General features: G+C 32.0%; 16 protein-coding genes. 6 read left to right on the plus strand and 10 right to left on the minus strand.

Going from position 1 to position 14,824, the window contains the following annotated elements; genetic code table 11:
- Positions 1 to 76: 76 nt before the first annotated feature.
- On the minus strand, positions 77 to 811 hold the full coding sequence (locus tag GBO31_RS11785) for a hypothetical protein (RefSeq protein ID WP_219008545.1): 735 nt from the start codon (positions 809 to 811) through the stop codon (positions 77 to 79).
- 69 nt (positions 812 to 880) lie between these two features.
- Entirely contained in the window at positions 881 to 2,242 is a 1,362-nt protein-coding gene (locus GBO31_RS11790) for an OmpA family protein (protein WP_219008546.1), read from the minus strand.
- Between the two features lie 106 nt (positions 2,243 to 2,348).
- On the opposite strand from GBO31_RS11790, the gene GBO31_RS11795 reads away from it, so the two are divergent.
- Complete coding sequence (locus tag GBO31_RS11795) at positions 2,349 to 2,891, plus strand: RNA polymerase sigma factor (RefSeq protein WP_219008547.1); 543 nt, start codon at positions 2,349 to 2,351, stop codon at positions 2,889 to 2,891.
- Positions 2,892 to 3,626, plus strand: coding sequence for a hypothetical protein (locus GBO31_RS11800; RefSeq protein WP_219008548.1), 735 nt, complete (start codon positions 2,892 to 2,894; stop codon positions 3,624 to 3,626).
- 2 nt (positions 3,627 to 3,628) lie between these two features.
- On the opposite strand, the gene GBO31_RS11805 is transcribed toward GBO31_RS11800, so the two are convergent.
- The 3 genes from GBO31_RS11805 to GBO31_RS11815 all read right to left on the minus strand — a co-directional run bounded on the left by GBO31_RS11805 (position 3,629) and on the right by GBO31_RS11815 (position 7,839).
- The gene (locus GBO31_RS11805; RefSeq protein WP_219008549.1) at positions 3,629 to 6,475 is read right to left on the minus strand and encodes a CHAT domain-containing protein; all 2,847 of its coding nucleotides are present in this window, start codon (positions 6,473 to 6,475) and stop codon (positions 3,629 to 3,631) included.
- A gap of 55 nt (positions 6,476 to 6,530) precedes the next feature.
- Complete coding sequence (locus GBO31_RS11810; protein WP_219008550.1) at positions 6,531 to 7,190, minus strand: hypothetical protein; 660 nt, start codon at positions 7,188 to 7,190, stop codon at positions 6,531 to 6,533.
- 79 nt (positions 7,191 to 7,269) lie between these two features.
- Positions 7,270 to 7,839 (minus strand): DUF3109 family protein, encoded by a 570-nt coding sequence (locus tag GBO31_RS11815; RefSeq protein WP_219008551.1) that lies wholly within the window; start codon positions 7,837 to 7,839, stop codon positions 7,270 to 7,272.
- 114 nt (positions 7,840 to 7,953) lie between these two features.
- Between GBO31_RS11815 and GBO31_RS11820 the strand changes: the two genes are divergently transcribed.
- On the plus strand, positions 7,954 to 8,526 hold the full coding sequence (locus tag GBO31_RS11820) for a MarC family protein (protein ID WP_219008552.1): 573 nt from the start codon (positions 7,954 to 7,956) through the stop codon (positions 8,524 to 8,526).
- Positions 8,526 to 8,726, plus strand: coding sequence for a hypothetical protein (locus tag GBO31_RS11825; protein ID WP_219008553.1), 201 nt, complete (start codon positions 8,526 to 8,528; stop codon positions 8,724 to 8,726). Before GBO31_RS11820 ends, GBO31_RS11825 begins: the two co-directional genes overlap by 1 nt.
- Before the next feature lie 19 nt (positions 8,727 to 8,745).
- Here the strand turns inward: GBO31_RS11825 and GBO31_RS11830 are convergent, their stop codons facing one another.
- From GBO31_RS11830 to GBO31_RS11850, 5 genes are all read right to left on the minus strand, one after another.
- The gene (locus GBO31_RS11830) at positions 8,746 to 9,060 is read right to left on the minus strand and encodes a hypothetical protein (RefSeq protein WP_219008554.1); all 315 of its coding nucleotides are present in this window, start codon (positions 9,058 to 9,060) and stop codon (positions 8,746 to 8,748) included.
- A gap of 122 nt (positions 9,061 to 9,182) precedes the next feature.
- Entirely contained in the window at positions 9,183 to 9,467 is a 285-nt protein-coding gene (locus tag GBO31_RS11835) for a hypothetical protein (protein WP_219008555.1), read from the minus strand.
- A gap of 20 nt (positions 9,468 to 9,487) precedes the next feature.
- Positions 9,488 to 11,065, minus strand: a complete 1,578-nt coding sequence (locus GBO31_RS11840; RefSeq protein ID WP_219008556.1) for a S41 family peptidase — start codon at positions 11,063 to 11,065, stop codon at positions 9,488 to 9,490.
- The gene (locus GBO31_RS11845) at positions 11,065 to 11,496 is read right to left on the minus strand and encodes a deoxycytidylate deaminase (RefSeq protein WP_219008557.1); all 432 of its coding nucleotides are present in this window, start codon (positions 11,494 to 11,496) and stop codon (positions 11,065 to 11,067) included. The genes GBO31_RS11840 and GBO31_RS11845 overlap by 1 nt, the downstream gene beginning before the upstream one ends.
- Positions 11,497 to 11,580: 84 nt before the next feature.
- Positions 11,581 to 12,165, minus strand: a complete 585-nt coding sequence (locus tag GBO31_RS11850; protein WP_219008558.1) for a HupE/UreJ family protein — start codon at positions 12,163 to 12,165, stop codon at positions 11,581 to 11,583.
- Between the two features lie 215 nt (positions 12,166 to 12,380).
- Here GBO31_RS11850 and GBO31_RS11855 point away from each other — a divergent pair, with 215 nt between their 5' ends.
- Both GBO31_RS11855 and uxaC read left to right on the plus strand, forming a co-directional pair.
- Positions 12,381 to 13,196: a mechanosensitive ion channel family protein gene (locus GBO31_RS11855; RefSeq protein WP_219008559.1), complete on the plus strand. Its 816-nt coding sequence runs from the start codon at positions 12,381 to 12,383 to the stop codon at positions 13,194 to 13,196.
- A 161-nt stretch (positions 13,197 to 13,357) separates the two neighbouring features.
- Positions 13,358 to 14,764: a glucuronate isomerase gene (gene uxaC / locus GBO31_RS11860; protein ID WP_219008560.1), complete on the plus strand. Its 1,407-nt coding sequence runs from the start codon at positions 13,358 to 13,360 to the stop codon at positions 14,762 to 14,764.
- The last annotated feature ends 60 nt before the right edge of the window (positions 14,765 to 14,824 follow it).

The following is a 14,824-nucleotide window of genomic DNA, read 5'->3' on the forward strand; positions in this document are numbered from 1 at the left end:
AATATAAAAAAAGAAAAATCATACTTGATCTAACAAGTATGATTTTCTTAAAGTGTCAATTTTTAGATTCAGATTCTTATGGCCAAGAAAAAGTTTCTCCTGTAACGTGATTTGTATATACTCCTGTTCCATCACCTGACCAAACAAAACTTTCTGTCAATACTCCAGATTCGAATGCTTCTATAGATCCTGATCGATCTGTTTCATTATAAACCAATTCTATTCTATCGTTGTTATGATCTTCTATTGTAAACGTTATTACACTACCTGTTTTTCTATATGTGATCAATAGGAAACTACCATCTTCGCCATTAAATCTTACCTCATAGAAATTTCCATCTTTACTAATTCTACCTTCGTAAAAAGTTCTACGTACACCTCCTTCTTCGATATCATATGTAAAATAATCAAAAGCAGCATCAGAAGTAATCGTATAATATAATGTAACGCCTCCTGCACTCCAAACCCAAGTATCTGCCATACGACCACTCTTACCAATACTACTTTGTTGGTCTGCATCCGTTGGAATATTTATAAAAATTGTAGAATATGCCAATGCTTGCACTTGTAAAGAAGCTATAGTCCACAACGCATTTGATGCATACACATTATCTTGTGCATATCCTTCCATCGCATCAGGAGCTTCTATATTATTAATAGATTCTTCATATTGCACAAAGCGTTCCTGAATATTCTCTAATTGGTTCTCATTTACAACTACTGAACCATCATCATCACTTTTACAAGATTGAGACAATATCGCTAGCGCGATCATTATCATTGTACCTATTTTTTTAAATTTTGTGTTCATTGTTTTAATTTTTAATTATTATCAAGTTTACACTTTAGTGTGTCTCAAGAATAAGAGGTAAACATTTTTTTATATTTTTTTAAATTCAACCCTTCTATTCTTTGCTTTTGCTTCTGGTGTATTTCCTTCGGCGATAGGATCACTTTCTCCTTTTCCTTTGGTTTGCAATCGAGATGCTTCAATATCAAACTCATCTACAAGTACTTTTTTAACGGATGCCGCTCTTTGTTCTGAAAGTTTTTGATTAGAACTTTCATCACCATCCTTATCCGTGTGGCCAGTGATTAAGACTTTCACGGAAGGGTTTTCAGTAAGTACTCTTGCTATTTTCTTAATGGTGCCATAAGATTCAGATTTCATACTAGCTTTTCCTGTATCGAACGTGATTCCGTAGGTAACTAGCTTTCCCTCTGTAATCAACTTATTACGCATATCTGGTTTCCCAACTGCATATCTTATATTTCCGATATAATAGAACGTATTCTCTTCAGATATTTCTGAGAAGAACTTTACATTTTTAATGGTTGTGCTTTTTTCAAAGGCTCTCGGAATATCAAATACTTTTTGTTCATTTATATAAATGCGCATTCTTTGTTTTTGTTTCCAAATAGATATATGCATTTTTTGTCCTCGCCCTCTATTATCTTTATGAAGAAGCCCAATGCTTTTGTTGGAACGAAGATCTAGGTTTCTGTCTTTGTTGTATTTATAAATATCAATTTCTCCACCTCCACTGATACCTCCTTTTATAGCAAATGAGAAACCATTATCTCCAGGTGTTCCATCCTGCAAACTATATCCCGGATTCTTTAAATCAGAAAAAACAACCATTAGCGCTCTCTGATATGCGTATTGAGCCACATCAAAATCAAAGACAACATCATATTCTAATGTGAAATTTTCAGGAAACTCTTCTATAAATTCAGGCACATACGATCCTTTTCCTGTACCAATTTGGATAAATCGACCTTCTGCACTGTTTAATGTAACTACTTCTGCAGAGTTAGAAGAGTTCCATCTTGCTGGTAAATCTCCAATCTCATCTTGACTGAAATCTTCGTACGCTATAATAGTTTCTCCTGCTACAAAATCAAATTTTGAATACGCTGCAAATGCAGGTTTTTCGTTTATATTTTCATTTTCCTCTACACCGTTTTCTTTATCTGAAGAGATTACTGCCTCATCATTTTCTTTATTTCTTTTACTTTTTTTCTGCTTCTTTTTCTTTTTAGGTTTCCCATCTACTGTATCATCAATTGTTTTTCCAGTTTTTTTAGAAACCTTCTCTTCTGTTTTTTTCAAAATGGTCTTTTCAGCAGCTTTCTCAGCTGTTTTAGCTACTTTTTTCCAAAATTGTGCCTCTACGTGTTGGGGTGCAATCAGGAAAATAAAGAATACCGCGATTCCTAGTATTTGCTTTGTAGTTTTCATAATTCTATTGTTTGGTTTTATCTCTTTGTATGCTTTTTATAAAAAAGGTTAACTTTATCTTTGGAAAATAAGATGAACCTATTACCCTATTATCAGGTTACTACGTATGAAGGAAGAACTCTTAACGCTTAAAAAAGGGCGTAATCAAGCTTTAGAAAAAATCTATAATGAGTATCGAAATGCTTTTTTGCAGTTTGCTAAAAAGTATGATCTTGACCATGATGCTCTTATAGACATATATCAAGAGGCTTTTATCGCTTTACGAGAGCATGCTATAAATGGTAAATTGGATACTATTAAAAGCTCTATCAAAACTTACCTATTTAGTATCGGAAAATATATGATCTATGATCAGCTTAAAAAACAGAAGAAAACAATTTCTTATGAAAATAGTGTTGAATTCAAAGAAACATCCGAAACTGAAGAAATTTTTGAAGAACCTGAATTAAGTTCTGAACAGCAATTATTACGGCAACATTTTAAAAATTTAGGAAAACGTTGTCAAGAAATGTTAACCTTATTCTATTATCGGGGACTAACGATTGACGAGATTACCGAAAGTTTAGGCTACGAAAACAAAAACGTAGTAAAAAGTCAAAAATCCCGTTGTATAAAATCCCTTAAAGAATTAATTAAAACCCCCGCTTAAATGGAACGAGAAGAGTTAATAGACAAATATCTACATTCAGAACTGACTGCTGCGGAACAAGATCAGTTCGATGAACTACTTGTAAATGATATCTCATTTAAAGAAGATGTAGACCTGCTTTCAAACTTAAAAAATGTAGCTGGAGCAGAAGATAGAGATGATTTAAGAAAACAAATGGCTAATTTTGAAGCCAAAATTGCAGCTAATGACACGAAAGTAATCCCGCTTTTTAGTTACAAAAAACTATTAGTCGCTGCTTCGATATTATTATTGGTAGCGGTTGGTGTCATCTCGTTGTTGAATCCTTTTGGAGTTAATACCGAAAAATTATATGCTTCTAATTTTGAACCTTATAAAAATGTGGTAACTCCTATTGTAAGAGGTACTACAGATGATAATGAAGAAATAACTGCTTTTTCTTCCTATGAAAACAAAGAATTTATTGCTGCTGCAGAACAGTTTGGCAAATTATATGAGACTACCCAAAAACCTTATTTCTTATTATACCAGGCTAATGCTTTATTAGCTGCGGATCAAACTTCTGAAGCAATACCTTTATTAGAACAACACATTGCTTTAAAGGATGAACTAATAGAAAGAGGAAAGTGGTATTTATCGCTGGCTTATCTTAAAGAAAATCAGAAAGAGAAAGCTATTCAATTATTAGAAGATTTATCAAATAATGGAACCTTCAAAAAAGGAGATGTAAACAAACTTCTAGGTCAATTAAAATAAATCTAAGTACTGCTTTTTATTTTTCGAACTATTACAGCTATCACCGGAATAAAAAGTAGTAACAACCACCATAGATAAGATCCTTTACTTTCTAAGGGAGTTGTATCACCAGATATCATAAATCCAGACCAATAATAAGGATGCATCAGTAAATCATCTTCTGCATTAGAAAGATAGGTGAGTTTAGCTTCTCTCAATGCTTGATCTTTAGCTAAAGATTTATCTAAGTTTTTATAAAAGTCATGCATTATTTCTGAAGTAGTCTGATCATTAATTTTCCATAAGGTTGTTACTAATGATTTGGCACCTGCATAGCTAAAGCCTCTTGCCAGACTTAACATTCCTTCTCCTTTTTCCAATTTTCCTAATCCGGTTTGACAAGCACTTAAGGCTACTAAATCTGCGTTGATATTATATCCATAAAGATCCTTCACATATAACAAACCATTTTCACTACTATCATCTTTTGCAAATGCTAAATATGAATAATCAGGATATTCATCATTTGTCGCTGCATGCGTAGCAAAATGAAGCATATTATAGGTTTGCGAATTTTCAGAAAATGATGTCAAAGAGGCTTCATTTCCGGTAATAGCTTTTCCATCAAAAATCTTAGTAATCTGAGCTACCTCTTCTTTATTATAAAGTAGCGGACCAAAGTCTGGCCTATTTTGAGAGGCATCTCCGTCCCTTTTCTCAAAACTAGGTGCATATGCCAAAAGTTTATTCCGTTTAACCTCTAATTTATTTTGTTGTTCTCTAAGAAAAGTAGCCGAATTTGTATATGATATTTGATAATCTTTAATTAAATAATCCGCAGCATTCTCTGAGGTCGTTAACGCTTCAAATGGTAGATAGTTCAGAATATCATCTGGGATAATTATCAATTCTTTGGATGTTATTGTTTCTAGCGGTTTCTTTAGAATTTGTTGATAAATAGAGTTTCCAATTGTATAGATATTGGATAGTTCTTTGACATTTAAATTAGACAAGAGCGAATAAAAGCGTGTGATTCTTTCTCTTCCATCATTTCCTAGAGGTATTTTATAAAACTCTTTGTTTTGATTTTCTAAAGTAATGACATACAGATCCGTATTGGTAGCAAAATAACTTATCAACGCTTTAGCTTGCATAAGATTTGAAGCCATATCATCTAAACTAATCACATCTGCATTATACTTTAGATCGTAGTATTTTGGATATTTTTGCTCCATATCCGAAATAAAATTATAGTACTTGTTTTTCAGCTGGAAAAGAGAATCGAAAACTGCAATATTCGATCTTTGATTAAAGAATTTTTTTTCTAAATGAATAATATTTGCTCTAAATTGCTGCTCCTGATCTATAATTTCTTCTGGAACGCCACCGAAAGAACTTGCTTGTGTACTTCTAGTTGCTTCTAATAATATGACACTCTTACTTTTTTCTGAGAAATAAAATGCTGCGTCTATGTATTTAGGTTCATTTGTAGCTTTATATAAATCAAAAGAAACCGCTACCATGCTATGAAAAGCAGGATACATTTCAGTGATTAGAAATTGCTTATCAATTTTACTTTCGAATTCTGGTTTTAATAAATCTAAGGTTCTTATGATATCATTCGATGTTTTAAAAGCCACTTCCAGATCTTCTGTCTTACCATTTTTTTCAAACAATAGCTTTAAAGCTTCGAGCTTCTCCTTAAGTACTTTTACTAGTTCTAACTTTGACAGTACCTTTTTAGGATCCGGGTTAATTTTAATATCCTTATCAGTAAAATCAGGTGCTAATTGCATCAAAGCTTCCTGATAAAATTCTATGGCTCTTGAAGGGTCTCTTTTCAGCATATATAATTTTCCAAATCCGGTATACGCATCTGCAACATCCTGATGTTTCTGATTTTGTCTATATACTATCGTTTTATCTAAATACGATCGATAAAAAGTCTCTGCTTTTTCAAATTGTTTTTCAGAACTATATATATCCGCGTATAGCCTATCAGCAGATCGTTGAAAAGCATCATTTTCAGAATAATACTCTTCACTTTCCTTAAGTATATTCGTTGCTTTAAAAATACTATCTTGCAATAAATAATTCTTCACTAAACGTTGATAAGTAGACAACAAACTATTCTTTAATCTTGGATTTGTTCCAACTTGTGACACATAATCAGGAAGTACTTGATTTAATAAATTATTTGCTTCCAAATAATTACTTTCGTTTTCATAAACCCTTGCTAATCTCATTTTGGTATTAAGCACTTGTCTACTCCAATCTATACTCGAGTTATTTTCTGCAATCGATAGTGTTTTATTATGATACTCTTTTGACAAGCTATATTTACCAACTTTTTCATATACAGCTGCTAGAAATGAATATGCAGAGTACAATTCATTCAATTCATTAACATCAAGTTGCAACTTATTGGTTTCAGTATTAGTTATATCATTAACTAAATCATTAAAGTATTTGATAGCCGTTTGATAATTATTAATCTTATAAAAATACTGACCTTTTTCTAATAAGTAACGTCTTCTATATATGGTACCATACTCCAGAGAATCCACTGCTTCTTTATTTCTTAAATCATTCTCGAACCTTTTCAAGTTGAGACTAAGATTTTTTAAATCAAAATGATATCCATTTGCCTGTAATAAGTATGTCAACGTATTTAATTTACCGTCTAAATAATTACTATCCTTCGCGATTTTATAACTTTTAGATAAATAGGTATTCGCACTGTCTTTATTGGTATATAAAAAAGAACCTCCTTTACTAAGGAAGTATTCATATTCGGACAACTGTTCTTGTGTTTGGCAAAAACAGAAAAATCCAATAAACAGCAGTGCATAGGTTAGAATATTTTTCATAAAAAAAGCTCCCAAAATGATTGAGAGCTAATTTACTTATTATTTATGAAGGTTACTAAAGGTTAATATTCCCCCTTATTGAGTATGTTATAACATCATTTACTGGAGGGAAAAACTTTGTAATCTGCAAGATTACTTCTCCTTGAAAATCAATATTTCCTTCTATCGAAATACTTAGTAAACCTGTATCTTCAAACTCTTGAAGATTTCCAAATTCTGCAATCACCTCCTGATTTTCCGCGAAAACAGTTCCCGAAAAGACTTCCGCTTCTTCATTTCCTGCTAGCAGTAATTGCTGCAAAGTATTAAAATCTAAATTTGAAAGACAAGTACATGGAAGTGGTGGTGGTGGGACTGGAGGAAGCCTAGGAACTCTTGGTCTAATCGACACATCACTTAGAGCTTCATCAGTCTGAGCATTTAAAAAATTAATTCGCTCTGTATTGATCTCCCTATTTTCCTGTAATTGCTCAAGCTGAGCTTGCAAACCTTGATTATTTGGGTCATTGGCAAGCTCCTCTTCTAGAGAAGCAATTTCCTCAGCAATTAAATCATCTTGCCTACTAAGATGTAGTAAATGAAGATCTTGCTCTAAAAATATTCCCGTTTCTTCAGCATCAGGAATTTTAATATCGTCTATAGCATCATCATCACTACAGCCAAACGGAACTGCAGCAAGCATAATCATAGCGATACAAACTTGAATTGTTTTCATAAAATTATTGTTTTGGTTTTAATGTTAGTATTCCTTTTCCCTTTTAGGTAAACATTAACAACCATAAAAATAAAGAAAATTATTTTCTAAGCCCTTCAGCGACTTTTTCAAGCTCTAGATACCAATCCTCTCCGAATTTTCGAATTAGTGCTTGTTTTACAAATTTATAGATAGGAACTTGTAGTTCTTTCCCTAATGAACAGGCATCATCACATATGTCCCATTTATGATAGTTAACGGCAGAAAACTCAGTATAATCCTGTACTCGAATTGGATATAAGTGGCAAGATATTGGTTTTTTCCAATCTATTTCTCCTTGATTATAAGCTTCTTCAATAGCACAAAGAGCAGTACCTTTTTTATCAAAAATTACATAGGCGCAATCAGCACCATCTATTAATGGAGTTTCTAATTCTCCATCTTCTGTTTTGATAAAAGTTCCTTGTTTTTCAATTGCTTGAATTCCTTCTTCTCTCAAATAAGGTTTTACAATAGGATAGATTTCTTCTAGTTTTTGAGTTTCTGATTCGTCCAAAGGTGCTCCCGCTTCTCCATCAATGCAACAAGCTCCTTTGCAAGCAGAAAGATTACACACAAAATCTTTTTCTATGATATCTTCTGAAACTATGGTTTTCCCTAATTGAAACATAGTGCGAAGATAGTTTTTATGAGAGATAAATTTTACTGATTATTTATCTTTTTATGCTACTTTTATAATATCGACTATGTATAATTTTGTACCAACCTAAAAAACCTATTTAAAATGAACTTTGACTTCAGAGAAATACTTACAGCAAGTATGATATTATTTGCCGTAATAGATATTATTGGTAGCATTCCAATTATTATTGACTTACGAAAGAAAGTAGGACATATTCAAAGTGAAAAAGCATCAATCGTAGCAGCGATTCTGATGATACTGTTTCTTTTTGTAGGTAAGGAAATATTAAACCTAATTGGTATTGACGTTAATTCTTTTGCTGTTGCTGGTGCTTTTATCATATTCTTTTTGGCATTGGAAATGATTCTTGGAATTCAATTATACAAGGATGACGAACCTGAAACTGCTGCCGTTGTGCCATTAGCATTCCCTCTTATTGCGGGAGCTGGAACAATGACTTCTATTTTATCCCTTCGARCAGAATACCAACCTATTAATATCGTAATTGCAATACTTATCAACATCGTTTTTGTGTACATTGTGTTAAAGTCTTCTGGAAAAATTGAAAAAGTGTTAGGAAAGCAAGGAATTAACGTTATCAGAAAGATATTTGGTGTAATTTTGTTGGCTATAGCTGTAAAGTTATTCGCAACTAATATAAAAGGTCTATTCTAATGAAATATTTTATTTATACTTTAATTGTGGCAGCTGTTGCCTTAATTATTTATAATGCAACTGTTTTAGATTTCAGCAACTTACTGATAGGAGATAGTAAAACAGCACTTATGAGTATTATTGCTTCTGCTTGTGTGATTGTTTTACTATTCATTTTACTAATATCTAGAACGATACAGCAGAAGTACGGAAGAAAATAAATAGCTGTATTCTATATTCTTAGGCAATAAAGGTAATCAGGAAACAAGCTATAATTACTGGAGGTACTGATATCACAGCAAGAATCATAAAGAAATTATGCAGTTTTCTAAATACCAAAGAAGTTTTTAGTGCTTTGCGTAGTTTCATATCTTCGGTACTTTCTATATGCTCTCTTATTAGGTCTCCTGACACGTAAGAAGAATCTACCAAAATTTCATTATCCAGAAATAAAGAAGCACTATTATCTAGCAATCTAAACCCAACTGCTATAATAAAAAAGAAAACAGGTGAACAGAGTGCTATAGCCAATAAGTATTCTGATAATTCCGACATATTTTGGGGCGCTTTTTGTACTAAAAATACTACTAAAATGTTAATATTACCAAAGTTAAACTACATATTAACGAAAACAATTTGAAAATTACAAAAAATGAAGTCTTGTATTTGTTTTTTTACTAAAATGTTAACGCAGCTAGGATTATACCACAACCTAGAGAAAAATAACCAAAAAAGAGATGTAATCTTCGAAGTTTTAAAGCCTTTTTCAAGGCTTTCTTAAAAACCTCATCAGAAGTTTCTTGAAGATGTTTTTTGATTAAAGAAATTGGCGGATAGGAGGTTTCTACAAAAATCCCATGATTTAATAATACCGCCGAACTATTATTTAACAGTGTAATAATTACAGAGATTATAAAAAACCCGAAACAAAGAAAAGCGAGACAAATTTTAAATAATGCCATAATTATACAGTTTAAAACATTTATTGTGAAAGAGACAAAACTTTTTGAATCATTTTATCATCTTGATTGATAATTTTTTCAAATTCATTGGTGCCAAATAACTGTTGGGCCATGATGGCTTTGAGATATTTTTTTAATTGTTCTCTATAATTATGAAGCTTCAGGTCAACACCATTTCGTCTTGTATATGCTAAAAACCCTTCGGCAAAATCGTCATCGATTTGTACTTCTTCCTTAAATTGATCTTCGCTCAATTGATTATAATACTCCCTCTTTTTATCCAATTCTTCAAAAATATATCCGCCCATTCTTCCTGAACGCAACATATAATCCAAAGTTTCTCCTACTCTAGTAGTATCTTTACTCACAAAAATATCTGGTATAATTCCGCCACCACCATATACTGTCTTGCCTCCTGGGGTTTTAAATTTTAAGGAATCAGCAACCTGAATACTATCGGCATTTTGTAGCTCTCCATTTTTATATCTTTCCAAATATTCATTAAAATATTCCTTATTCCCATTGTCATAAGGCTTTTGGATAGATCTTCCTGTTGGTGTATAATATCTAGAAATTGTTAACCTAATCGCACTTCCATCACCTAATGCCATTTCTCTTTGCACTAAACCTTTTCCATAAGATCTCCTACCGACTATTGTTCCTCTATCATTATCTTGTATTGCTCCGGCAAAAATTTCACTTGCAGACGCTGAATTTTCATTAATTAATACATAAATATCTCCTTTTTCAAAACTTCCATTCTTAGTTGCATAGTTGTTTTCAATAGCTCCTTTCTTATTTTTAGTAAACATAATGAGTTCGTCATCTTTTAAGAACTCATCTGCCATTTTAAGAGCAGGTGCTATAAATCCACCTCCATTATCTCTAAGGTCTACAACTAAAGCTTTAGCTCCCATATCTTGTAAGGAATCCAAGGCTCTTTTGAACTCATCATATGTGGTTTCTGCAAACCGATTTACTTTGATATATCCTACTTTTTCCTGAAGCATATAACTAGCATCCACACTTTGCAAAGGAACTCTACCTCTTTTTACAACTACATCAAAGATACCTTTCCCTCTTCTGTACACCTTTAATTGCACTTGACTATTTAGCTCTCCTTTTAGTTTTTCGGCTAATCGATCTCTTCGTAACCTTTCTCCGTACAAGGTATCTTGATCTGCCATAAGAATACGATCACCAGCTAAAATCCCAGACTTTTCGCTAGGACCACCTTTAATAGTATTAATTACAGAAATTGTATCTCTATATGGATAATAACTCACACCAATTCCGATAAAGTCACCTTGCATACTTTCGGTAATACCTTCTAATTCTTCAGGTGGGATATAAACAGAATGTGGATCTAGATTTTCTAGAATTCTGTTTACCGTAACATCTACAATACTATCCGTATTAATATCATCAACATATTCATAATCGATATAATCGATAAGTCGATTCAATTTTTCCTTTTTTGGATTGTATGAAAATAGCTTAGCGGATGGATTGCTAAAATTGAGTTTACTTCCTAAAAAAACTCCTATTCCCATCGCTAAACCGATAAATAATGGTAAATATTTTTTTGAATAACCCATTAATCTTCTAAGTCCGTTATCTGTTCAATTACTACACCTGCTTTTTCTAAAAACACAAGCCCAGAATCATCTTTATACTTTGTATGGTATACAATTCTTTCAATTCCAGCCTGATGAATCAACTTACTACATTCTCTACAAGGAGATAAAGTAATATACAACGTAGCTCCTTTGCAAGATTGTGTAGAAGAAGCCACTTTTAAAATAGCATTTGCTTCTGCGTGTAACACATACCATTTGGTATATCCTTCTTCATCTTCACATGGATTTTCGAAACCTGTTGGAGTTCCATTAAATCCATCAGAAATAATCATTCTATCTTTTACAATAACCGCACCAACTTTTTTTCTTTCACAATGTGACAGTTTTCCCCACTCTCTTGCTATTCTAAGATAAGCTTTATCGTACTTCAGTTGTTTTGATTTGGGCATATAAAAAATTTRGATTGAATTATATATAATAAACTACGAATATATTATGACTATGTGTCAAATACAACCTTAAATTACAATTAATTACCATATTTTATTGGAGATAATCATTGGGATTACCATTCCAATAACAATAGATGAAACTACCAAAATCCAATCTCGTTTTGAAAATCTAAAAATGGTTTGAATAATAAAACTAATGATCAAAACTATAAACACCACAATTAATTGTGCAAGTTCTATTCCTAACCCAAACTCTATCAACGGCAAAATTTTAGAACTTACATTACTACTTACTGCATTAAAATAGCTTGAAAAGCCTAATCCATGTATCAAACCAAAAAATATAGTTGTAGCATATAAAACTCCTACACTGTTTTTATTACTAGATTTTCCTGCGGTCAACAGATTAAATATAGCCGCGGCCAAAATAGTCAAGGGAATTAAAAACTCTACTAGCTTAGAATTTACAGAAACCACATCATAAGCAGCCAAAAATAAGGATGTAGTATGTCCTAGTGTAAATAAGGTAACCAATACCAGAATCTTTTTCCAGTTATCGAAACTATATGAAACCGTAAGAACTATTAAAAAAAGAATATGATCATATGCATTCCAATCCAACACATGGTACAAACCTAATTTTACATACAGCAAAAACTCTGACATAATGTTACTTTTTTTGAGGTTGTGTAATGTACGATTAAAAAGAATAACCTAGAAGTTTTGTAGGAACTCTTATAAAAAATTTAGGATAATTAACCTTTTGAAGTATTGAATGGTTCTTTGTCGAATTTTCATTTTTCTTAAAAGAAATAAACTTGATGGAAATTATAAATTCTTAATTTTAAGAGTTCACAGATAATTAATTTAAAAACTCGCTCATGGATATTCAAAAATGGATCGATAAAGGATTAGATTTTATAGTAGATTTTGGACCAAAAGTTATTGGTGCAATCTTAATTTGGATTATTGGTTCCTGGATTATTAAAAAACTTATGAAAGGAATTTCTAAACTAATGTCGATACGAAATTATGATGAAAGCTTACAAAAATTCCTTACCAATTTACTTGGATGGGTCTTAAAAATAGTATTAATTCTGGCTGTCCTTGGAACAGTAGGCGTAGAAACCACCTCTTTTGCAGCCATTATCGCAGCTGCTGGTTTAGCTGTTGGTCTAGCATTACAAGGTTCTTTAGCAAATTTTGCAGGAGGTGTACTTATCATGATTTTTAAGCCTTTCAAAATTGGGGATTTAATTGAAGCTCAAGGTGTATTGGGAGTAGTTAAAGAAATAGAAATTTTTACAACAAAATTATCTACTCCAGAAAACAAAGAAGCTATTGTTCCTAATGGGACTTTATCCAACGGAAATATTATCAATTATACTTCACAAGGAACATTAAGAGTTGATCTAAATATAGGAATTGGTTATGGAGATGATATGAAAAAGGCAAAAGACGTTGTTATGAAAGCTCTAACCGATAACCCTAAAGTTTTAAAAGATCCTGCTCCTACTGTAGCGGTTAGTGAACTTGGAGATAATGCTGTTAATTTAGTTGTAAGACCATTTGCAAGCGTTGAAGATTACTGGGATGTTTATTTTGGTGCTCTGGAAGATTCTAAAAATGCATTAGATGCAGCTGGAATTTCGATACCATATCCTCAACGAGATGTTCATATTCATAATGTAAACTAGTTTATACAGAATACAAATTATTAAAAAGGCTTCAGAAATGAAGCCTTTTTTAATTCTAATATTGAAAAACAATATATTGAACAATACACTACCCTAAAACAAATCATTAGACACCTTTTCCTATTTATATTGCGACTATATTTAGAATAATTGCAAACGGAATGGGTACGCCTCCTTTTATACATGATGATTTTTTGTTACAAAATGAATTTTCAAAAATTCTTTATCATTCTTATGTCAAGAATTTACCTATAATCGATTATCATAATCATTTATCCCCAAAGGATATTTGCGAAAACCGAAATTTTAAAACTATCACTGAAGCTTGGCTAGAAGGTGATCATTACAAATGGCGTGCAATGCGAACATTTGGAATTTCTGAAGATTTCATTACCGGAAAATCAAATGACAAAGATAAGTTTTTAAAATGGGCAGAAACGGTACCTTATACAATAAGAAACCCGTTATTTCATTGGTCGCAAATGGAATTAATGAAACATTTTTCTATCACAGAAATCTTATCTCCAAATACTGCAGAAAAAATATACACATCGACCAATGAACAACTACAAGATTTAAATCATTCCACACAAGGGTTGTTACAAATGAATAAGGTTACTACTGTGTGCACCACAGATGACCCTATAGATGACTTACAATTTCATAGTCTTTATGCTTCTCAGAAGAATTCTATGAAATTGTTACCTACTTTTCGACCTGATAAGTCGTATGCTGTAGATAATCCAATTTCCTACTTACAATATCTTGATCAGCTTAGTCAGGTATCAAGCATACAGATCAATTCATTTAGCGACTTATTAGCCGCCTTGGAAAATAGAATTGATTATTTTCATAAAATTGGTTGCAGGTTAGCAGATCATGGTTTAGAAAATTTATCTTTTGTCTCGAAAGGAAGTTATTCCATTGATAAAATATTTAAGAAATTACAATCCCAAACACCATTAGATAAAGAAGAAACAGGCTATTTCACGTATCAAGTATTGTATTTTTTAGGTACTTCTTATCACAAAAGAGGATGGGTCCAGCAATTTCATTTAGGAGCCATCAGAAATAATAATAAAAGACTTTTGAATACACTTGGGCCTGATACTGGTTTTGATTCTATAGGTGATTTTTTACAAGCTAGAAATCTGAGTAATTTCTTGAACTCTTTGGACGAAACAGATCAACTTGCCAAAACTATATTATACAACCTAAATCCTTCACAAAACGAAGTTTTTGCTAGCATGGTTGGTAAWTTTAACGATGGATCGGTTAAAGGAAAAGTTCAATATGGTGCTGCCTGGTGGTTCTTAGATCAGAAAGATGGAATTGAAAAACACCTAAATACCTTATCTAATTTAGGATTATTGAGTTGTTTTGTGGGAATGCTAACCGATTCTAGAAGTTTTTTATCCTTTCCAAGACACGATTACTTTAGGCGTATCCTTTGCAATTTACTTGGTGAAGATGTAAAAAATGGAATACTTCCTAAAGATGAAAAATGGTTAGGTAAAATAGTTTCCGATATATGCTATACCAATGCTAAAGAGTATTTTCCATTCTAAAAAGTATTAGAGGAGAAATCCCTGAAGACAACTCCCCTAAAAACAATTCAAAAACTAACA

This window comes from Aquimarina litoralis (assembly GCF_019295435.1).
GTDB classification, from domain to species: Bacteria; Bacteroidota; Bacteroidia; order Flavobacteriales; family Flavobacteriaceae; genus Aquimarina; species Aquimarina litoralis_A.